Here is a 19,639-nt window from a genome sequence, read left to right as displayed (position 1 = left end):
GCGGCGGCCTTCGATCACCCCAGCCGCTGGCGGTGCCGCGCGACCTGCGCGCGCACCTGGTCGGGGGCCGTGCCGCCCAGCAGCCTGCGGGCATTGAGCGAGCCGCGCAGGGAAAGCACCTCGTACACGTCCTGCCCGATGGCGGGGTTGAAGCGCTTGAGTTCCACCAGCGGCAGCTGCGCCAGGTCGACCTGCAGCGCGGTGGCGGTCTTGACCGCGTGTGCCACGGTCTCGTGCGCGTCCCGGAACGGCAGGCCCTTCTTGACCAGGTAGTCGGCCAGGTCGGTGGCCGTGGCGTAGCCCTTGAGCGCGGCGCGCTCCATGGCCCCGGGCTGCACCGTGATGCCGCCCACCATCTCGGCGAAGATGCGCAGCGTGTCCTTCAAGGTGTCCACGGTGTCGAACAGCGGCTCCTTGTCCTCCTGGTTGTCCTTGTTGTAGGCCAGGGGCTGGCCCTTCATCAGCGTCAGCAGCCCCACCAGGTGGCCGACCACGCGGCCGGTCTTGCCGCGCGCCAGCTCGGGCACGTCCGGGTTCTTCTTCTGCGGCATGATGGACGAGCCGGTGGTGAAGCGGTCGGCCAGCTGGATGAAGCCGAAGTTCTGGCTCATCCAGAGGATGAGTTCCTCCGACAGGCGGCTCACGTGCACCATGCACAGCGAGGCCGCCGCGGTGAACTCGATGGCGAAGTCGCGGTCGCTGACCGCGTCCAGCGAGTTCTGGCAAATGGCGGCGCAGCCGTCCTCGTCCACCATCTCCAGGGCGCGCGCCACCATCTCCCGGTCCAGCGGGTAGCTGGTGCCGGCCAGGGCGGCGGCGCCCAGCGGCAGCTGGTTGACGCGCCGGCGCACGTCGGCCAGGCGCTGCGCGTCGCGCGCGAACATCTCCACGTAGGCCAGCATGTGGTGGCCGAAGCTCACCGGCTGCGCCACCTGCAGATGGGTGAAGCCGGGCATGACCGTCTCGGCGTGCTGGTCGGCGATGTCCACCAGGGCGCGCTGCAACTGCGCGAGCAGGGCGGCGATGGCGTCGATCTCGCCGCGCAGCCACAGGCGCACGTCGGTGGCGACCTGGTCGTTGCGGCTGCGGCCGGTGTGCAGGCGCTTGCCGGCGTCGCCCGCCAGCTGGGTCAGGCGCGCCTCGATGTTCAGGTGCACGTCCTCCAGCGCCAGCTTCCACTCGAACCCGCCGGATTCGATCTCGCGCGCGATCTGCGCCATGCCGCGCTCGATGGCGGCCAGGTCGTCCCGGGAGATGATGCCCTGCGCCGCCAGCATGGCGGCATGCGCCAGCGAGCCCTGTATGTCGGCGCGCCACAGCCGCTGGTCGAAGGACACGCTGGAGGTGTAGCGCTGCACCAGCTCGCTCATCGGCTCGGAAAACAGGGCCGACCAGGCCTGGGACTTTTGATCGAGTTGGTTCTGCGACATAAGGGGGGAATAATCGGGCCTGAGGAGGGGCTTGCCGCCCGATGAAGGACTCGCAAATTTTATCGAGCTTCGCCGACCTGCCGGCCGCCGTGCCGGTGCGGCCGTCGCGGGTGCTGGTGTTCGACGCCTGCCACGTGGGCGTGGTCCTGCGCGCCGTGCTGTTCGTCGAGGCGGTGGCGGGCGTGGGCGTGATGTTCGGCGCCTCGGGCTTCATCGACTGGCTGGCCCGCCTGTCGCTCCTGAGCGGCGCGGTGCTGCCAGCAACGCTGGCCTGGCTGATCGCGGCCTGCAGCTGCAAGCGCCTGCTGGCCCGCCTGCGGCCCTGGGCCCAGCAGGCCGGCGGCGTGGCCCTGGGCGCGGTGGCCGGCCTGTACGGCTGCGCGATGCTGGCGCTGTCCGGCCTGGCCGGGCCTGCGGGCGAGCAGCCCTGGCTGGCCTCGGCCTTCGCCGGCGCGCTGCTGGCCGCGGCCCTGGTGGCCGCCCTGGTGTGGCGCGCCAAGGGCCGCACGCCGGCCGCCACGGCCGCCCGCCTGTCCGAGCTGCAGGCGCGCATCCGGCCGCACTTCCTGTTCAACACCCTGAACAGCGCCATCACGCTGGTGCGCGAGGATCCCGCCCGCGCCGAGGCCATCCTGGAGGACCTGTCGGACCTGTTCCGCCATGCGCTGGCGGACCCCGGCGAGGCCGTGACCCTGGCCGAGGAAGTGGCGCTGGCGCGCCGCTACCTGGACATCGAGCAGGTGCGCTTCGGCGAGCGGCTGCAGGTGGAGTGGTCGCTGGACGCGCGGGCCGGCAGCGCCAAGGTGCCGCCGCTGGTGCTGCAGCCGCTGGTGGAGAACGCGGTCAAGCACGGCGTCGAGCCCAGCGCCGCCGGCGCGCAGGTGCGCATCAGCACCCAGCGGCGCAGCGGCACCGTGGTGATCAAGGTGACCAACACCGTGCCGGCCGGCCAGGGCCGGCCCGGCCACGGCGTCGCGCAGGACAACGTGCGCGACCGGCTGCGCCTGCTGCACGACGTGCAGGGCCAGTTCCAGACCGTGCTCAAGGACGGGGTGTACCAGGTGCGCATGGAGGTTCCTCTATGAGCCGCCCGGCCGCTCCGAAGGCTCATGGCACCGTAGCCCGCAGGGCGGAGGTTTTCTGATGAGCCGCCCGGCCGCTCCGAAGGCTCATGGCACCGCAGCCCGCAGGGCGGAGGTTGTCGAATGACGCTGCAGGTGCTGGTGGTGGACGACGAGCCGCTGGCCCGCGCGCGCCTGCGCACCCTGCTGGGCGACTGCAGGCAGCCGCTCGCCACGATGGCTGCAGAGGCCGGCAATGCGGTGCAGGCCATGGAACTGCTGCGCAGGCAGCACTTCGACGCCGCGCTGCTGGACATCCGCATGCCGGGCGCCGACGGGCTGGCGCTGGCGCAGGCGCTGCGATCCCTGCCGCAGCCGCCGCCGGTGGTGTTCGTCACGGCGCATGCCGAGCACGCGGTGCACGCCTTCGAGCTGGAGGCGGCGGACTACCTGACCAAGCCTGTGCGGCTGGAGCGGCTGCAGGCAGCACTACAAAAAGTAGAGCGCCTGAAGAAGGCGGGAAGCGGGCCACAAGCCGATCCGACCTCCGAAACCCTGGTCATCCAGGACCGCGGTGTCGTCCTGCGCGTACCGCTGGTCGAGGTTTTGTACTTCAAGGCGGAACTCAAATACGTCACCGTTCGCACGGCCGCCAAGAGCTATATTCTGGATGTGTCGCTGAGCGAGCTGGAAGAGCGCCACGCGGCGCATTTCCTGCGCGTGCACCGCAATGCCCTGGTGGCGCGGCGCGCGGTGCGGGCGCTGGAACGGCACGACGACCCCGAAGAGGGCGAGGGCTGGGCGGTGCGGCTGGCCGGCATCGACGAGGTGCTGGCCGTTTCGCGGCGCCAGCTCGGTGCGGTGCGCGAGGCGTTGACGCGTTGAGGAGATTCACGGGACTCGGTGGTTTGAACATGAGAGGCCCATGGATCAGGAACAGCAGGTCGACAAAGTCCTCAGCGAGGTCCCCCCGCCCGAGCAGGTGGACCCCAAGGAGCCGCCGCATGTGACGCTGCACCCCGACGCCGAGGGTCCCAATATCGCCCTGGGCGTGCTGGCGGTGGTCGCGGTGCTTGCGGTGCTGCGCTGGGCCAGCGCCTTCTTCATCCCCCTGATGCTGGGCTTCGTGTTCTATTACGCCCTGGCGCCTGTGGTCGAAGCCCTGGCCCGGGCGCGCATCCCGCGGGCCCTGGGCGCGGGCGTGCTCATCCTGTCCATCCTGGGCGCGGCCGGCGCCTCGGTCTACGCGCTGACCGACGACGCCAACGAGCTGCTCGACTCGCTGCCGGTGGCCGCGCAGAAGCTGCGCGACGTGATGCGCAAGCGCACCGGCGATCCGGACACCCCGCTGGAAACCGTACAGAAGGCCGCCGCCGAGCTGGAGCGCGCGGCCGAGGACGCCAAGACCGGCAGGCCGGGTCAGCGCGGCGTGCAGCGGGTGGTGGTGGAAAAGCCCGCCTTCGACATCCGCGACCATCTCTGGAGCGGCACCATCGGCCTGCTCAGCCTGGTGGGGCAGATCACGCTGGTGACCTTCCTGACCTACTTCCTGCTGCTGTCGGGAGACACTTTCCGACGCAAGATGGTGAAGATCACCGGCCCCGGGCTGGCGCAGAAGAAGCTCACAGTGCAGGCCTTGGACGAGATCAATGCCCAGATCCAGCGCTACCTGCTGGTGCAGCTGCTGGCCAGCATCGGCGTGGGCCTGGCCACCGGCATCGCCTTCGCCATGCTGGGGCTGGAGCATGCAGCGGTGTGGGGGGTGGCTGCCGGCGTGCTGAACCTGGTGCCCTACATCGGTTCCATCCTGGTGACCGGCGCGGCCTCGCTGGTGGCCTTCATGCAGTTCGGCCAGATCGAGCCGGCGCTGGCCGTGGGCGGCGCCTCGCTGCTGATCAACACGGTGGAAGGCTACCTGCTGGTGCCCTGGCTGACCAGCAAGGCCAGCCGCATGAACGCCGTGTCGGTGTTCATCGGCGTGCTGGCCTGGGGCTGGCTGTGGGGCGTGTGGGGGCTGCTGCTGGGCATACCCATCATGATGGTCATCAAGGCGGTGTGCGACCGGGTGGACCACCTCAAGCCGGTGGGCGAGCTGCTGGGAACCTGATCACGTTGGAACGACATCAAGGAAGGAAACCATGCTGGAGCTGCTGACCGATCCCCAGGCCTGGATCGCCCTGCTGACCCTGACGGCGCTGGAGCTGGTGCTGGGCATCGACAACATCGTGTTCATCTCCATCCTGGTGGACAAGCTGCCGCCCGAGCGGCGCGAGCTGGCGCGGCGGCTGGGCTTGTTCATGGCGATGTTCATGCGGCTGGGCCTGCTGCTGCTGCTGTCCTGGATCATCGGCCTGACGGCGCCGCTGTTCACCGTGCCGTGGGTGGACCAGGAGATCTCCGGGCGCGACCTCATCCTCATCGCGGGCGGACTGTTCCTAATCTGGAAGAGCACCGGCGAGATCCATGCCTCGCTGCAGGGCGAGGAGCACCACGCGAACACCGCCGTCAAGGCCACCTTCGGCGCGGTGATCCTGCAGATCATGGTGGTGGACATGGTGTTCTCGCTGGACTCCATCATCACGGCCGTGGGCATGGTGGACGAGCTGGCAGTGATGATCGCCGCGGTGATCCTGTCGGTAGGCATGATGATGGTGGCCGCCGGACCGATCGGCCGCTTCGTCTCGGCCAACCCGACGATCAAGATGCTGGCCCTGTCGTTCCTGATCATGGTGGGCATGGTGCTCATCGCCGATGGTTTCGACTTCCACGTGCCCAAGGGCTACGTGTACACCGCGATGGCGTTCTCGGTGGCGGTGGAGATGCTCAACCTGAGGGTGCGCCGGCGCGCCACAGTGCCGGTGCACCGGCCGCGCGAGTACGAGCGTGCAGCCCAGCAGGGCCCGGGGGGCAAGTAAGCGCTGGCGGGGCGGTGGCGTGAGCAGGCGCAACAATCGGAACTCGTGCCCGCGCCGCGGATCGCACGAACTTTACCCGCCCGACGTCGCCATGCACCTTCGTCTTCGCCTCTTGCCGCGTTCGTTCTTGCCGACCTGCCTGGCCGTCGTGCTCGGCGTCCCGGTGGCGGCGAATGCGCAGCAGGCGGACAGCGCGGCCGCGGCGGCGCGCGCCCGTTGGCAGTCCAGCCTGGCGGCCTTCGAGGCGGCCGACAAGCTGGCGCGGCCGTCCGACGGCGGCGTGCTGTTCGTAGGCAGCTCGACCATCCGGCTATGGGACCGGCTGTCGCAGGATTTCAGCCAGCTGCCGGTGGTGATCAACCGCGGTTTCGGTGGCTCGACCATGGACGACTGCGGCCACTTCGCCCGCCAGCTGGTGGTGGCCTACCGGCCGCGGCACGTGCTGGTCTATGCCGGCGACAACGACCTGGCCGAGGGCCGCAGCCCGGCGCAGGTGCTGGAAAGCTTCCAGGCCTTCGTGCGCACGGTCCGCGCCGAGCTGCCGGACACGCGCATCGACTACATCTCCATCAAGCCCAGCCCCCTGCGCGCCGCGCTGCTGCCGCGCGCGCGCGAGGCCAACGCCCTGCTGGCCGGCTACGTGGCCACGCTGCCCAACGCCGGCTACATCGACGTCTTCACGCCCATGCTCGACGGGGCTGGTGCGCCGCGCGCCGACCTGTACGGCCCCGACCGCCTGCACATGAACGCGGCCGGCTACGCGCTGTGGCGCTCGGTCATCGCCGCGCGGGTGACGACACCGCCCGCGCCGCTGGAGAGCCCGTCGCCGGCGCTCGCCACACGGGCCGTGTCGACGTCGCCGCGCTGACCACGTCGTCGGGCCGGGGCCGCCCGTCGTCGTCCGGCGGCTGATCCAGCCAAAGGCTGACGCGCGCCACCGCATACAGCACGGCGAAGCAGCCCAGCAGCAGCGGCGCGTCGATCCACCACGAGCGGTCGAGCTCGGGTCCGAACAGGGCCAGCACCAGCAGCACCACGGCCAGGTGGGCGCAGAATACCGGCAGCGATGCCGTGCCCAGCGTCTCCAGCGCCCGCACCCGCGGCAGGCGCCGCGCCAGCGCGGGCCCGAAGTGGATGGTCAGGATCAGCAGGGCGAACAGGTTGACCAGCCTCAGCGGCCCGAGCTGCCACTTGTCGAACAGCAGGTTGAGCGTGGCGTTCGCCTCGAACGGCGCCTGGCCCACGGCATGGCGCCAGACCAGGCAGACGGCCGCCACCACGCAGGCCAGCAGCACGGCCCAGCGCGGAAAGGCCAGCGGCGGCGCGGCCGGGTCGTTGCGGGTGGCGCCCATCCACAGGCCCAGCATCCACAGGAACTGCCAGGCGAAGGTCGAGAACGACCCCGTCTCCTCGTAGGCCACGGGCGTGGGCAGCCACGTGGACAGCGCCTGGTACACCCACTCGGAGAGGCCGAACTGCGCCAGCACCCACTGCGCGACGCTGGCCGCCACCAGCGGCAGCCAGCCGAAGCGCAGTGCCAGCGCCAGCGCCCAGGGGCTGGCCAGCATGAACAGCACGTACATCGGCAGGATGTCCAGCAGCGGCGGTTCGTAGATCAGCAGCAGGCCGTTCACCAGCGCCGCCACCGGCTGCTCCAGATACAGCGCCATCAGGTTCTTGACCGCCGGCTGGTCCACCTTGACACCGATGAAGGCGATCACCGTGAACAGGAACACCAGTGTGGCGGCCTGGCAGCCGTAGACCACCAGCGCGCGGCGCCAGAAGGCCCGCGTCATGTGGGCGATGCTCTTGCGCCAGGCCAGCCGGCCGTACACCAGGCCCGCCATGTAGGCCGACAGCAGCACGAAGCCTTCGGCCGCCGAGACGAAGCCGAAGGGCTGGCCCAGGGGATCGGTCAGCCGCGTCGGCAGATGGGTCACGGTCATCAGGACCAGCATCAGACCGCGCAGCGCATCGATCTCCCAGCGGCGGGTGGAGGAGGGTTGGGGCATGCGGGGTGCGCTCGGGCAGCGCCGGCCATTGTGGAGGCAAGTCCGCGTCGGACGGGGTCCCGGTCATCCATGCGACGGTGCTGATGAGTCCGCCATCCCTGCCTGCGCGAGCTGGTTGGTCTCGCGGTCAGCCGCGGCCTCTTGACGCAGCGGCTGCGGTCCTACAGCACGCCCGCGGCATCGGCCTGAGCATACGGCCATGACTGCCTTGCGACGACGCCATCTGTTTGCCATGTCCGTGGCCGCCATGCTCGCCGGTTGCGCCAGCACGCCGCCCCAGGCGACCGTGCAGGTCTTCACCAACCAGCCGCAGCTGCCGGCCGGGTCCACCTACCGCCACGAGCGCCTGCCGTCGCAGGCCGGCCAGCCCGGCCAGGACCAGCTGGAAGCGGCCGCCGACGCGCTGCTGGCCCGCGCGGGGTTGCGACGCGACGACACCTCGCCCCGCCTGTCGGTGCAGGTGACGGCCAGCCAGGACCGCGTGGCCGGCGGGCCGGCCTGGGGCGCGCCCTCGGTGGGCCTGGGCATCGGCGGCGGCAGCTGGGGGGGCAGCGGGGTCGGCGTCGGCATCGGGCTGGGCTTTCCGATCGGCGGCACGGGCGTGCGGGCCTCCCAGCGCGTGGACGTGCAGCTGCGGAACCTGGCGAGCGGTCAGGTGGTGTTCCAGTCGCGGGCGAGCGGCAGCTCGGGGGTCAGCGCGGTGACGTTGCTGGACGCGGCACTGCGCGACTTCCCGAACGCGCCGCCCGGCACGCGGCAGCTGCCGCTGGGGAACACCGCAAGCGCGAGCCGCTGAGCCGCGGCAGCCCCGGGGCCGAGCTACCGCCGCGATCCCGCCAGTCCGGAGAGTTTGCCGACCAGGTGCGCCACTTCGGATTGGCGGCGCGCTCCGAGCTTTGCGAAGACGGACTTGACCTGCTTGCGGATCGTCTGGACGGAGGTGCCGGTCTGCTGGGAGATGTCTGCCGGAGAGAAGCCTTGCGCGATGCGGACGGCCACGCGTGCCTCGGCGGGGGCCAGCCCGTGAAGCAGCCGCAGGACCTCCTCGAGGCTGGCAGGCTCAGCGGCGCCTTCCAGCAGGATGATCGCGAGCGGCTGCTGCCAGGCGGACGCCAGTTCCGACCGGGCAGACATCGGGGCCACACAGGCGACCAGGGGAGGGACCGAGCCGGCGCCCCGCAGCTGCAGGTAGGTGCCGCGCGGCCGGGGGGCCGTCGCCGCGCGGATGGCCCGGGCCAGTGCCGACTCGGACAAGGTGGCGATCAGGGACGAGCGGGGGGTCAGGCGCAGATGGGCGGCGCTGCGCAGCCGGCCCTCCGCCGCGGGGCTGGCCAGCAGCAGCTGGCTGGACGCGGCAACGACCAGGACGGGGACCTGGATGTGCGAGAGGACCGCCGACGCCAGCGTGCCTCGATTGCGCAAGACGGCCGTGTCGAAGTACATGCGGGACGCCCGGCTGAGATGCGGCGTCAACCGGGACAAGCGCTCTTCGTCCGCGGCGTCGAACGCACCCTGGCCCGGTGCCCGCTGGATGGAGATCGAAGCCGCGAAGTCCGTGCTCTGGTAGGACACGTGGGCCATCACCGCATGCGTCCCATGCTTCAACATGAAGTCGTTGTAGAACGCGGTGCGGGCAAGGCCTCGTTCGCCCAGCAGGCGCCAGTCATTCAGCCAGGATCCGGAAGCGGGCCTGGCCGTCCTGAAGTATTCGGTGAGCGGATCGAGGTCCTTGTAGAAGGAGGAGTAAGCCTGGATCGTGGACGGATCCTGCCCGAAGCTGTCCAGCACCAAGGTTTGCGAGGGCCCCATGTCGTGGCGCAACGAGATCCCGGTCTGGGCGCGCGCGAACCGGGCCAGTTCACGCAGCCCGTCCCGCCATTTCCCGGGGTCCAAGGCACCTTCGTAGAAAAGGCCTATGACGTTGTCTTCCACGACCTGGGTATCCACGACCTTGTTTCCTCAGTCATCAATCCTCCGGAGTATGCGGGTTGATCCTGCCGGGGTGCAACTCCTCAGCCGGTGTTGCGCAGCCCCGCCGCGATGCCGTTGATCGAGATGTGGATGCCGCGCTGCACCCGCTCGTCGGCCTTGCCCTCGCGCCAGCGGCGCACCAGCTCCACCTGCAGGTGGTGCAGCGGGTCGATGTAGGGGAAGCGGTGCCGGATGGAGCGCTGCAGCGCCGGGTTGCCGGCCAGGCGCTGGCGCTCGCCGGTGATCAGCTGCAGGGCTTCCACCGTGCGCTGCCACTCGGCCTCGATCGCGGCGAAGATGCGCTTGCGCAGCCGCGTGTCGGCCACCAGCTCGGCGTAGCGCGAGGCCAGGGCCAGGTCGCTCTTGGCCAGCACCATGTCGATGTTGGACAGCAGGGCGCGGAAGAAGGGCCACTGGCGGTACATCTTCTGCAGCAGGGCCAGCGCTTCCTTGCGCGGCTGGGCGGCGTTCTCGTGCAGGAAGGCATGCACCGCCGAGCCGAAGCCGTACCAGCCGGGCAGCGTCAGGCGGCATTGCCCCCAGCTGAAGGACCAGGGGATGGCGCGCAGGTCCTCGATGCGCTGCGAAGATTTGCGCGAGGCCGGGCGCGAGCCGATGTTGAGCTCGGCGATCTCGCGGATCGGCGTCGCGCCCTGGAAGTACTCGGTGAACCCCGGCGCCTCGTACACCAGCGCGCGATAGGCCTTCATGCTGGCGCGCGACAGCGCCTCGGCCGCTTCCAGGAAGGCCGGCGGCGCAGGCTTGGTCGGCTGCAGCAGCGTCGCCTCCAACGTCGCGGCCACCAGGGTTTCCAGGTTGCGCCGGCCGATCTCGGGGTTGGCGTACTTGGAGCCGATCACCTCGCCCTGCTCGGTCAGGCGGATCTGCCCGCGCACCGTGCCGGGCGGCTGGGCCAGGATGGCCTGGTAGCTGGGACCGCCGCCGCGGCCCACCGTGCCGCCGCGGCCGTGGAACATGCGCAGGCGGATGCGGTGCGCCGGCGGCAGCGAATCGAACAGCTCCACCAGCGCGATCTCGGCCCGGTACAGCTCCCAGTTGCTGGTGAAGATGCCGCCGTCCTTGTTGCTGTCGCTGTAGCCCAGCATGATGTCCTGCTCGCCATACCCGCCGCTGTGCGAGCGCTGCACCAGGGCCACCACGCCCGGCAGGGCGTAGAACTCGCGCATGATGGGCGCGGCGTTGCGCAGGTCCTCGATGGTCTCGAACAGCGGCACCACGATCAGGTCGGCCACGCCCGCATCGTCCAGGGTTCCGCGCATCAGGCCCACCTCCTTCTGCAGCAGCAGCACCTCCAGCAGGTCGCTCACGCTCTCGGTGTGGCTGATGATGTAGTGGCGTATCGCCTCGCGGCCGTACTGCGCGCGCAGCCGGCGCGCCGTCTCGAAGATGGCCAGCTCGCGCTGCGCATGGTCGGAGTACGCGGCGCCGACCACGCGCAGCGGCCGCGCGTCGCACAGCAGCTTGACCAGCAGGTCGCGCCGGGCCTGCTCCTGCAGCTTGCCGTAGTGCGCCTCGATGCGCGCGGTGGCCAGCAGCTCGGCGACCACCGCCTCGTGCTGGTCCGAGCTCTGGCGCAGGTCCATGGTGGCCAGGTGGAAGCCGAACACCTCCACCGCGCGGATCAGCGGGTGCAGGCGCTGCGCCACGATGGCCTCGCCGTGGTCGGCCAGCAGCGAGTCGCGGATGGTGCACAGGTCGGCCAGGAAATCGGCGGCGGCCGGGTAGGGGTTCTGCGGCGCCAGCGCGTGGCGCGCGGCCTCGCCGCCGGTGAACAGCTTGAGGGTGGCCGCCAGCCGGGCGTACATGGCGGCCAGGGCACGGCGGTAGGGCTCGTCCATGCGGTGCTCGTTGACGTCGGGGCTGCTGTCGGCCAGCCGCCGCATGGCCGGCGTGACGTCCACCAGCATGGCCGAGTGCGACAGCTCCGCGCCCAGCCAGTGCACCTCGGTCAGGTAGTGGCGCAGGGCCACCTCGCTCTGGCGGCGCAGGGCGTAGTCCAGGGTGTCGGCGCCGACATGGGGATTGCCGTCGCGGTCGCCGCCTATCCACATGCCCATGCGCAGGAAGCTGGCCACGCTCTCGCGCCCGAGCTCGCGTTCCAGGCCGGCATACAGCTTGGGGATCTCGCGCAGGAAGGTCGCCTCGTAGTAGGACAGCGCGTTCTCGATCTCGTCGGCCACCGTCAGCTTGGTGAAGCGCAGCAGCCGCGTCTGCCACAGCTGCAGGACCCGGGCGCGGATCTGCGCCTCGTTGGCCGCCAGCTCGCGCGGCGCCAGCGCGTCCTTGGGCAGCGCGCGCGCCTTGACCTCGTCGCGCTCGGCCAGCAGGCGCGCGATGCCGCGCTCGGCGTCCAGGATGCTCTTGCGCTGCACCTCGGTCGGGTGCGCCGTCAGCACCGGCGAGACGTAGCTGTGCGCCAGGCTGGTGGCGATGGCGCGCGGGCTGATGCCGGCCCAGCGCAGCCGGGCCAGCGCCACCTCGATGCTGCCCTCGTGCGTGTCGCCGGCGCGCTCGTGGATGACGCGCCGGCGGATGTGGTGGCGGTCCTCGGCCAGGTTGGCCAGGTGGCTGAAGTAGGTGAAGGCGCGGATCACGCTGACGGCCTGGTCGCCCGACAGCGACTTCAGCAGGGTCTTGAGCGCGCGGTCGGCGTCCTGGTCGGCGTCGCGCCGGAACGCCACCGACAGCTTGCGGATGCGCTCGACCAGCTCGAACGCCGCCACGCCCTCCTGCTCGCGGATCACGTCGCCCAGGATGCGGCCGAGCAGGCGGATGTCCTCGGCCAGCGGCTTCTCGTTGTCGCGCGCGCGCCGGCCGGGCGTGGCGGCCGGCGCCTCGGGTGGCGGGGCGGCGGGTCGGTTCGCGGGCGCGGACATGTGGGTTTCCCTCTCGTGTGTGCTTAATTGTTAGGCAGCGCGCATGCTAGCATCGCCCTCCCTCCAGACCACCGACGCACCGGTTTTTCGAATCTTGAGCAAGCTTGTCATCGCCACACGGGAAAGCCGGCTCGCGCTGTGGCAGGCCGAGCATGTGCAGGCCCTGCTGCGCCAGCGCGGCCACCAGGTGGGCCTGCTGGGCATGACCACCCAGGGCGACCGCATCCTGGACCGCACCCTGAGCAAGGTCGGCGGCAAGGGCCTGTTCGTCAAAGAACTGGAGATCGCCCTCGAGGAGGGCCGGGCCGACCTGGCGGTGCACTCGCTCAAGGACGTGCCCATGGAACTGCCCGAGGGCTTCCTGCTGGCCTGCGTCATGGAACGCGAGGACCCGCGTGACGCCTTCGTCTCCAACCGCTTCGACAGCCTGGCCGAGCTGCCCCAAGGCAGCGTGGTGGGCACCTCCAGCCTGCGCCGGCAGGTGCTGCTGCAGGCGCTGCGGCCGGACCTGCGCATCGAGCCGCTGCGCGGCAACCTGGACACCCGGCTGCGCAAGCTGGACGACGGCGGCTACGAGGGCATCGTGCTGGCTGCGGCCGGCCTCAAGCGCCTGGGGCTCGCGCAGCGCATCCGCCAGGTGTTCGAGCCCCAGGACATGCTGCCCGCCGCGGGGCAGGGCGCGCTGGGCATCGAGATCCGCAGCGAGCGCGCGCAGCTGCGGGCCGCGCTGGCGCCCCTGGCCCACCAGCCGAGCTGGCTGGCGGTGAGCGCCGAGCGCGCCGTCAGCCGGGCCATGGGCGGCAGCTGCTCCATGCCGCTGGCCGCCCATGCCACCTTCGCCGCCGACGGTGCGCTGGCGCTGCAGGCGGCCTGGGGCGATCCCCAGCGGCCGGGTACGCTGGTGCGTGCCGAGGGGCGGGCGCCGGCCGGCAGCCTGGAAGCGGCCGCCGCGCTGGGCGTCGAGGTGGCGGCGCGCCTGCGGGCCGCCGGCGCGCACTGACGCGGGCGCAAGGTGGGCCGCGCGTGTCGGTGATCGTGACGCGACCCCTGCGCGAGGCCGCGCGCTGGGTGCAGGCATTGCGGGACCATGGCATCGCCGCCGAGGCCTTGCCGCTGATAGCCATCGCCCCCGCACCCGACGCGCAGGCCGTGGCGCGAGCTTGGCAGTCGCTGCCGCAGTGCGCGGCCGCCATGTTCGTCAGCGCCCAGGCCGCGGCGGGTTTTTTCGAGGCCGGCGCTCCCGCGGCGCTGCAAGCCCTGCGGACCCGGGCCTGGGCCACCGGCCCCGGCACCCGCGACGCCTTGCTGGCGGCCGGCTGGCCCGCAGCGCGCATCGATGCGCCGTGCGACGCCGCGCCGCAGTTCGATTCCGAGGCGCTGTGGAGCGTGGTGCGCGGGCAGCTGCAGCCCGGCGACCGGGTGCTGATCGTGCGCGGTGGCGACGCCGGTGGCGAGCCGGCCGGCCGCGACTGGCTGGCGCAGCAGCTGCGGCAGGCGGGCGCCGAGGTGGCCCAGGTGGCCAGCTATGTGCGCCAGCGGCCGGTCTGGAGCCCTGTGCAGTGCTCGCGCGCCGGCGCGGCGGCGCAGGACGGCAGCTGGTGGCTGTTCAGCAGCTCGCAGGCCCTGGGCCACCTGCGGACGCTTGTGCCGGACCAGGACTGGTCGCGCGCCCGCGCCGTGGCCACCCACCCGCGCATCGCGCAGGCGGCGCGCGCGGCCGGATTCGGCGAGGTGGCGCAATCCCGTCCGACGCTTGCGGCGTTGCTCGCCTTCCTACAATCGCGCGGATGAGTGTGACGCCTCCTAGTGACGAGCCCCTGGCCGTCCCCCCGGCCGCCGCCCCGGCGCCGCTGCCCGCCATCGACCCGCTGGAGCCCGAGGACCGCGCGGGCTTGCGGGTTGCGCGCCCGGTGTTCTACCTGCTGCTCCTGCTGACGGGCCTGGCCCTGGCCGCCAGCGTCGCGTTGTGGCAGCGGCTGGGCGCGATCCAGGAGCAGCTGGCGCGGCAGAGCGCCGAGTCGGGCGCCAACGCGATCGAAGCCCGCGCCCTGGCCCGGCAGGCGCAGGAACTGGCGCGCGACACCGCCGCGCGCCAGGCCGTGGCCGATACCCGGCTGAACGAGGTCACGCAGCAGCGCGCCCAGCTCGACGAGCTGATGCAGAACCTGAGCCGCTCGCGCGACGAGAACCTGGTGGTCGACATCGAATCGGCCCTGCGCCTGGCGCAGCAGCAGGCCCAGCTGACGCTCAGCGCCGAGCCGCTGCTGGCGGCCCTGGCCACGGCGGAACAGCGCCTGGCCCGCGCCAACCAGCCGCGGCTGGCCCGGCTGCGCAGCGCCATCAGCCGCGACATGGAGCGCATCAAGGCCACCAGCCTGAGCGACGTGGCTGGCCTGCTGGTGCGGCTGGACGAGCTGGCGCGGCAGGTCGACGAGCTGCCGGTGGCCAACGCGGTGGGCGCGGCCTCGGCCGCGGCGCAGGCACGGCGCGAGCCGGAACCCGCGACCGAGCCCTGGTGGCGGCGCCTCGGGGCCTTGCTGCGCGAGGAAGCGCGCGCCCTGGTGCGTGTCAGCCGCATCGACCAGCCCGAGGCGGCGCTGCTGTCGCCCGAACAGAGCTTCTTCCTGCGGGAGAACCTCAAGCTCAAGCTGCTGGATGCGCGGCTGTCGCTGCTGGCGCGCCAGACCGACCTGGCGCGCGCCGACGTCGCGTCGGCCGCCACGGCGCTGGCCAAGTACTTCGATCCGAGCTCGCGCCGCACGCAGGCGGCCGCCGCCACGCTGCAGCAGCTGCAGGCGCAGCTGCGCAACGTGGAGCTGCCGCGCATCGACGAAACCCTGGCGCTGCTGGACGCGGCGGCGGCGGGCCGCTGAGGGGAGACCGGATGCGCGCTGCTCTCTGGCTCCTGGCCCTGTTCGGCGTCGCCGTGGCGATCGCCCTGTTCGCCGGCAACAACCAGGGCACGGTCACGCTGTTCTGGCCGCCCCACCGGCTGGACCTGTCGCTCAACCTGGTGGTGCTGGGCCTGCTCGCCGTCTTCGTCTTCCTGCACGCCGCGCTGCGCGCGCTGGCGGCGCTGTTCGACCTGCCGCGGCAGGCGCTGCGCTGGCGCGCCCAGCAGAAGGAGCGCGCCATGCACGCCTCGCTGGTCGACGCCATCGCCCAGCTGCTGAGCGGGCGCTTCATCCGCGCCCGCAAGTCGGCCGAGGCGGCGCTGGTGCAGGAAGCCTCGTTGAGGGCCTCGGGCGAGGCTCCGGCGCACGCCGGACGCTTGCGCGCGCTGGCCCATCTGCTGGCCGCCGAGAGCGGCCAGGCGCTGCAGGACCGCACCGCGCGCGACCAGCACCTCAAGCTGGCGCTGGAGCATGCGAACGGCGGCGTGCCGGACCTGCACGAGGGAACCCTGCTGCGGGCCGCCCGCTGGGCCTTGGACGACCGCGAGCCCGACGCCGCCATCGGCTGGCTGCGTGGCCTGTCGCAGGGGGCGGCCCGGCGCATGCTGACCCTGCGCCTGAAGCTCAAGGCCGCGCGCCTGGCCCGCCACACCGGCGAGGCGCTGGACACGGCGCGGCTGCTGGCCAAGCACCGGGCGTTCTCGCCCAGCGCTGCGCAGAGCATCGTGCGCGGTTTGGCGACGGAGCTGCTCAACGGCGCGCACGACGTCACCCAGCTGCAGCGCGCCTGGGCGTCGCTGGAGCCGGCCGAGCGCCAGATGCCCGAGCTGGCCATCCACGCAGCGCAGCGCCTGGCCGCCCTGGGCGGCGATGCGGCCCAGGTTCGCGAATGGCTGCTGCCGGTGTGGGAACGGCAGGCCAGCCTGAGCGACAGCCTCAAGGTCAAGCTGGTGCGCGCCCTGGAGGGCGGACTGGATTCGCTGGATGCGCCCTGGCTGGCGCGCATCGAGGCCGCGCACCGCGCCAACCCCCGCGACGCCAGCCTGCAGTACCTGGCGGGCATGGCCTGCCTGAAGCGCCAGCTCTGGGGCAAGGCACAGCAGCTGCTGATGCAGGCGGCGCTGGGCCTGCAGGACGTGCGGCTGCACCGCAGCGCCTGGCGCGCCCTGGCCGAGCTGGCCGAGGAACGCGGCGACGGCGTCACCGCCGGCCAGGCCTGGAAGCGGGCTGCCAGCGAATAAAAAAAGCCGCAGCATGCTGCGGCTTTTTTGCGCGACTCGACCGGATCAGGCGCCGCCGGAGGGCAGCTGGAAATCGCGCAGCTCGCGCCGCGTTTCCACCAGCACCAGCGGGCCTTCGTCGATGACCACCGGGGCCGGACGCTCGCGCGGCACGCGGATCGGCTTGGGCTCGGCGGCGATCGCGGCCTGCACGGCGGCGATCTTCTGCGCGTCGGAGTTCACCCACTGCAGGCCGGAGGCCTGGGCCACCTGCGCCAGTTGGTCCACTGGCAGCTGGAACGGGATCACCTTGGGCAGGCCGCCGGCGCGCTGAGCGCCTTGGCCGCTGCGCGGGGCCGTCGCACCGGCCGCAGCGGCCTCGGCCGGGACAGGGGCCGGACGGGCCGGTGACGGCTCCACCGCGGCCTCTTCGGAAACGAAGCCGGTGGGGTAGCGCGTACGGCGCGGCTCGTTCTCGCCGGAGGCAACGTCGTTGCCGCCCTGCGGCTGCGCGGCTTCGGGTGCCGCGGCGCCTTCCTCGCGCGGCGCGCGCTCGCGGCGGTCACGCCCGTAACGGTCGCGCGAGCGGCGATCACGCCGGCCTTCCGCGCCTTCGCGGGCCTCGGGGGCGTCGCTCGCCGTTTCCGCCGGCATCGCGCCTTCGACCAGGGCCGCCGCCGCGAACTCGGGCTCGCCACCGGCCAGGCCGGGATGCGCCAGCGGTGTCAGCTCGGCACCTTCGGCAGCCAGGGGCGCCGCCTCGCGCGGGCCGCGTTCGCCGCCGCGGCGATCGCCACGCTCGCGCCGGCCTGCATCGCCCTCGCGCCGCGGCTCGCCGGTGCGCTCGCCGCGCTCGCGGCGGCCCTCGCCACGGCCTTCGCCGCGCGGCGGACGTTCCTGGCGCGGCTCGCCGCCGGTGCCGGCCTCCGCCACCGGCGGGGCCGATGCGCCGACCTCGGCCGGCACGCGCTCCTCGCGGCGCTCGCCGCGCGGCGGCCGTTCGCCACGGCCCTCGCGGGGCTCGCGGCCTTCCCGTCCCTCACCGCGCTCGGCGCGCTCGCCGCGCCGGCCTTCGCCATCACGGCCACCGCGGCCGCGGCCCTGGCCTTCGCGCTGCGGCTGACCGCCCTCGGCGCCTGCCAGGGCGCTCTCGCGCTGCGGCTGGCCGCCACGCTCGCGCCGCTCCTCGGCATTGCGCACATCGCCGGCGGCGCGCTCCTCGCCGTCGCGCCCGCGGCCTTCGCCGCGGCGGCTCCGGCCGCCACGGCGGCCATCGCCACCACGCTCGCCGCGCTCGCCGGAACGGCCTTCACGCGGCTTGTCGTCCTTGCGGCCCACGGCCGTGGCCGCTGCCGGCATGGGCACCGGCGGCGGGGCGATGCCGAACAGGCCCTTGAGCCAGCCCATGAAGCCGCTCTCGGCCGGCTGCGGCGCGGCCACCGGCGGCTGCACCGGCGCCGGAGCCGGCGCGGCCTGCACCGGCTCGGGCCTGGGCGGGGCGATGGGCGCCGGCGCATCCGGCAGCACGCCCTTGATGACGGGCTCCTGCCGGTTGGCGCGCTCCTGCGAGCGGCGCGTCACCGTGGTCGGGTCCTCGACCTCGACCGCCATGTGGTAGCTGGCCGCCAGGTTGTCCAGGCGCGGGTCGTCGTGCTTGAGGCGCTCGAGCTTGTAGTGCGGCGTGTCCAGCGACTTGTTGGGCACCATCACCACGGCGATGCGCTGCTTGAGCTCGATCTTGGCGATCTCGGCGCGCTTCTCGTTGAGCAGGAACGAGGCCACCTCCACCGGCACCTGCACGTGCACCGCGGCCGTACCGTCCTTCATGGACTCTTCCTGGATGATGCGCAGGATCTGCAGGGCCGAGCTTTCCGTGTCGCGGATGTGGCCGTGGCCGCCGCAGCGCGGGCAGGGGATGGAGGCGCCTTCCGACAGGGCGGGGCGCAACCGCTGGCGGCTCATCTCCATCAGGCCGAACTTGCTGATCGTGCCGAACTGCACGCGGGCGCGGTCCTGCCGCAGCGCGTCGCGCAGGCGGTTCTCGACCTCGCGCCGGTTCTTCGACTCCTCCATGTCGATGAAGTCGATGACGATCAGGCCGCCCAGGTCGCGCAGGCGCATCTGGCGCGCCACCTCGTCGGCGGCCTCCAGGTTGGTGCGGGTGGCGGTCTCCTCGATGTCGCCGCCCTTGATGGCGCGCGCCGAGTTGACGTCGATGGACACCAGGGCCTCGGTGTGGTCGATCACCACCACGCCGCCGGAGGGCAGCTTGACCTCGCGGGCATAGGCCGACTCGATCTGGTGCTCGATCTGGAAACGGCTGAACAGCGGGGCGTCGTCGCGGTAGCGCTTCACGCGCGCCGCATGCTCGGGCATGACGTGCGACATGAACTGCTGGGCCTGGTCGTAGATCTCGTCCGTGTCGATCAGGATGTCGCCGATGTCGTGGTTGAAGTAGTCACGGATGGCGCGGATCACCAGGGACGACTCCTGGTAGATCAGGAAGGCGCCCTTGCCGCCCTTGGCGGCGCCGTCGATGGCGCCCCACAGCTTGAGCAGGTAGTTCAGGTCCCACTGCAGCTCGGGCGCGCTGCGGCCGATGCCGGCGGTGCGCGCGATGATGGACATGCCGTTGGGGTATTCCAGCTGGTCCATCGCCTCCTTGAGCTCGGCGCGGTCGTCGCCCTCGATGCGCCGGCTGACGCCGCCGCCGCGCGGGTTGTTGGGCATCAGCACCACGTAGCGGCCGGCCAGCGAGACGAAGGTGGTCAGCGCCGCGCCCTTGTTGCCGCGCTCCTCCTTCTCCACCTGGACCAGCAGCTCCTGGCCTTCCCGGATCACGTCGTTGATGCGGGCCTGCGAGACCGCCACCCCCTGGGCGAAGTACTGCTTGGAGATCTCCTTGAACGGCAGGAAGCCGTGGCGGTCCTCGCCGTAGTCGACGAAGCAGGCCTCCAGGCTGGGCTCGACGCGCGTGACCACGGCCTTGTAGATGTTGCCCTTGCGCTGCTCGCGCCCTTCGATCTCGATTTCGTAGTCGAGGAGCTTTTGCCCGTCGACGATGGCCAGCCGGCGCTCTTCGGCCTGCGTGGCGTTGATCAGCATCCGCTTCATAGCGTCACCTTCTTGTTCTCAACACAAACGCGCCCTTGCGGGACGCGAACGATGCCGGGCGAGCTTCGAAGCGGATGGAATTGCCGGAGTGGTCCGCGGGCCGAGACTTATCTCGGCGGCCGGGG

Annotated in this window: 15 protein-coding genes; 10 read left to right on the top strand and 5 right to left on the bottom strand. The window is 71.9% G+C overall.

The window, feature by feature from the left end; all coding sequences use genetic code 11:
- Positions 1-14: 14 nt before the first annotated feature.
- Complete coding sequence (gene argH, locus RTA_RS14730; protein WP_013902211.1) at positions 15-1,430, bottom strand: argininosuccinate lyase; 1,416 nt, start codon at positions 1,428-1,430, stop codon at positions 15-17.
- Positions 1,431-1,471: 41 nt separating this feature from the next.
- Here argH and RTA_RS14725 point away from each other — a divergent pair, with 41 nt between their 5' ends.
- From RTA_RS14725 to RTA_RS14705, 5 genes are all read left to right on the top strand, one after another.
- Positions 1,472-2,515, top strand: a complete 1,044-nt coding sequence (locus tag RTA_RS14725; RefSeq protein ID WP_013902210.1) for a sensor histidine kinase — start codon at positions 1,472-1,474, stop codon at positions 2,513-2,515.
- 120 nt (positions 2,516-2,635) lie between these two features.
- Complete coding sequence (locus tag RTA_RS14720) at positions 2,636-3,376, top strand: LytR/AlgR family response regulator transcription factor (protein WP_013902209.1); 741 nt, start codon at positions 2,636-2,638, stop codon at positions 3,374-3,376.
- Positions 3,377-3,416: 40 nt separating this feature from the next.
- Positions 3,417-4,598, top strand: coding sequence for an AI-2E family transporter (locus RTA_RS14715; protein WP_013902208.1), 1,182 nt, complete (start codon positions 3,417-3,419; stop codon positions 4,596-4,598).
- Between the two features lie 31 nt (positions 4,599-4,629).
- On the top strand, positions 4,630-5,406 hold the full coding sequence (locus tag RTA_RS14710; RefSeq protein WP_013902207.1) for a TerC family protein: 777 nt from the start codon (positions 4,630-4,632) through the stop codon (positions 5,404-5,406).
- Positions 5,407-5,518: 112 nt separating this feature from the next.
- Positions 5,519-6,274 (top strand): SGNH/GDSL hydrolase family protein, encoded by a 756-nt coding sequence (locus RTA_RS14705; RefSeq protein WP_438865673.1) that lies wholly within the window; start codon positions 5,519-5,521, stop codon positions 6,272-6,274.
- Here the strand turns inward: RTA_RS14705 and opgC are convergent.
- On the bottom strand, positions 6,183-7,418 hold the full coding sequence (gene opgC, locus RTA_RS14700) for an OpgC domain-containing protein (RefSeq protein ID WP_013902206.1): 1,236 nt from the start codon (positions 7,416-7,418) through the stop codon (positions 6,183-6,185). The genes RTA_RS14705 and opgC overlap by 92 nt on opposite strands.
- Positions 7,419-7,650: 232 nt before the next feature.
- On the opposite strand from opgC, the gene RTA_RS19845 reads away from it, so the two are divergent.
- Positions 7,651-8,214, top strand: coding sequence for a DUF4136 domain-containing protein (locus RTA_RS19845; protein ID WP_049871300.1), 564 nt, complete (start codon positions 7,651-7,653; stop codon positions 8,212-8,214).
- Between the two features lie 23 nt (positions 8,215-8,237).
- On the opposite strand, the gene RTA_RS14690 is transcribed toward RTA_RS19845, so the two are convergent.
- A complete protein-coding gene (locus tag RTA_RS14690; RefSeq protein ID WP_013902204.1) occupies positions 8,238-9,365 on the bottom strand; it encodes a helix-turn-helix transcriptional regulator in 1,128 nt (375 codons plus the stop codon).
- A gap of 65 nt (positions 9,366-9,430) precedes the next feature.
- Positions 9,431-12,286, bottom strand: coding sequence for a phosphoenolpyruvate carboxylase (gene ppc, locus RTA_RS14685; RefSeq protein ID WP_013902203.1), 2,856 nt, complete (start codon positions 12,284-12,286; stop codon positions 9,431-9,433).
- Between the two features lie 43 nt (positions 12,287-12,329).
- Between ppc and hemC the strand changes: the two genes are divergently transcribed.
- Genes hemC through RTA_RS14665 form a run of 4 tightly spaced genes read left to right on the top strand, consistent with a single transcriptional unit; the run spans position 12,330 to position 16,421 of the window.
- On the top strand, positions 12,330-13,286 hold the full coding sequence (hemC, locus tag RTA_RS14680) for a hydroxymethylbilane synthase (RefSeq protein ID WP_013902202.1): 957 nt from the start codon (positions 12,330-12,332) through the stop codon (positions 13,284-13,286).
- Positions 13,287-13,309: 23 nt separating this feature from the next.
- Entirely contained in the window at positions 13,310-14,077 is a 768-nt protein-coding gene (locus tag RTA_RS14675; protein WP_013902201.1) for a uroporphyrinogen-III synthase, read from the top strand.
- Positions 14,074-15,159, top strand: coding sequence for a uroporphyrinogen-III C-methyltransferase (locus RTA_RS14670; RefSeq protein WP_049871299.1), 1,086 nt, complete (start codon positions 14,074-14,076; stop codon positions 15,157-15,159). The genes RTA_RS14675 and RTA_RS14670 overlap by 4 nt, the downstream gene beginning before the upstream one ends.
- 11 nt (positions 15,160-15,170) lie before the next feature.
- Entirely contained in the window at positions 15,171-16,421 is a 1,251-nt protein-coding gene (locus RTA_RS14665) for a heme biosynthesis HemY N-terminal domain-containing protein (RefSeq protein ID WP_013902199.1), read from the top strand.
- A gap of 45 nt (positions 16,422-16,466) precedes the next feature.
- On the opposite strand, the gene RTA_RS14660 is transcribed toward RTA_RS14665, so the two are convergent.
- Entirely contained in the window at positions 16,467-19,514 is a 3,048-nt protein-coding gene (locus tag RTA_RS14660) for an Rne/Rng family ribonuclease (RefSeq protein WP_013902198.1), read from the bottom strand.
- Positions 19,515-19,639: the final 125 nt, after the last annotated feature.

The sequence above is a fragment of the Ramlibacter tataouinensis TTB310 genome (genome assembly GCF_000215705.1).
GTDB lineage: Bacteria > Pseudomonadota > Gammaproteobacteria > Burkholderiales > Burkholderiaceae_C > Ramlibacter > Ramlibacter tataouinensis.
The sequence above is the reverse complement of the archived record's forward strand: the minus strand, read 5'-3'. Positions and strand labels throughout refer to the sequence as shown.

Bases quoted from the DNA above. Each gene is read 5' to 3' on its own strand.
- argH (WP_013902211.1), bottom strand. From the start codon at position 1,430: ATGTCGCAGAACCAACTCGATCAAAAGTCCCAGGCCTGGTCGGCCCTG.
- RTA_RS14725 (WP_013902210.1), top strand. From the start codon at position 1,472: ATGAAGGACTCGCAAATTTTATCGAGCTTCGCCGACCTGCCGGCCGCC.
- RTA_RS14720 (WP_013902209.1), top strand. From the start codon at position 2,636: ATGACGCTGCAGGTGCTGGTGGTGGACGACGAGCCGCTGGCCCGCGCG.
- RTA_RS14715 (WP_013902208.1), top strand. From the start codon at position 3,417: ATGGATCAGGAACAGCAGGTCGACAAAGTCCTCAGCGAGGTCCCCCCG.
- RTA_RS14710 (WP_013902207.1), top strand. From the start codon at position 4,630: ATGCTGGAGCTGCTGACCGATCCCCAGGCCTGGATCGCCCTGCTGACC.
- opgC (WP_013902206.1), bottom strand. From the start codon at position 7,418: ATGCCCCAACCCTCCTCCACCCGCCGCTGGGAGATCGATGCGCTGCGC.
- RTA_RS19845 (WP_049871300.1), top strand. From the start codon at position 7,651: ATGTCCGTGGCCGCCATGCTCGCCGGTTGCGCCAGCACGCCGCCCCAG.
- ppc (WP_013902203.1), bottom strand. From the start codon at position 12,286: ATGTCCGCGCCCGCGAACCGACCCGCCGCCCCGCCACCCGAGGCGCCG.
- hemC (WP_013902202.1), top strand. From the start codon at position 12,330: ATGCTAGCATCGCCCTCCCTCCAGACCACCGACGCACCGGTTTTTCGA.
- RTA_RS14670 (WP_049871299.1), top strand. From the start codon at position 14,074: ATGAGTGTGACGCCTCCTAGTGACGAGCCCCTGGCCGTCCCCCCGGCC.
- RTA_RS14665 (WP_013902199.1), top strand. From the start codon at position 15,171: ATGCGCGCTGCTCTCTGGCTCCTGGCCCTGTTCGGCGTCGCCGTGGCG.
- RTA_RS14660 (WP_013902198.1), bottom strand. From the start codon at position 19,514: ATGAAGCGGATGCTGATCAACGCCACGCAGGCCGAAGAGCGCCGGCTG.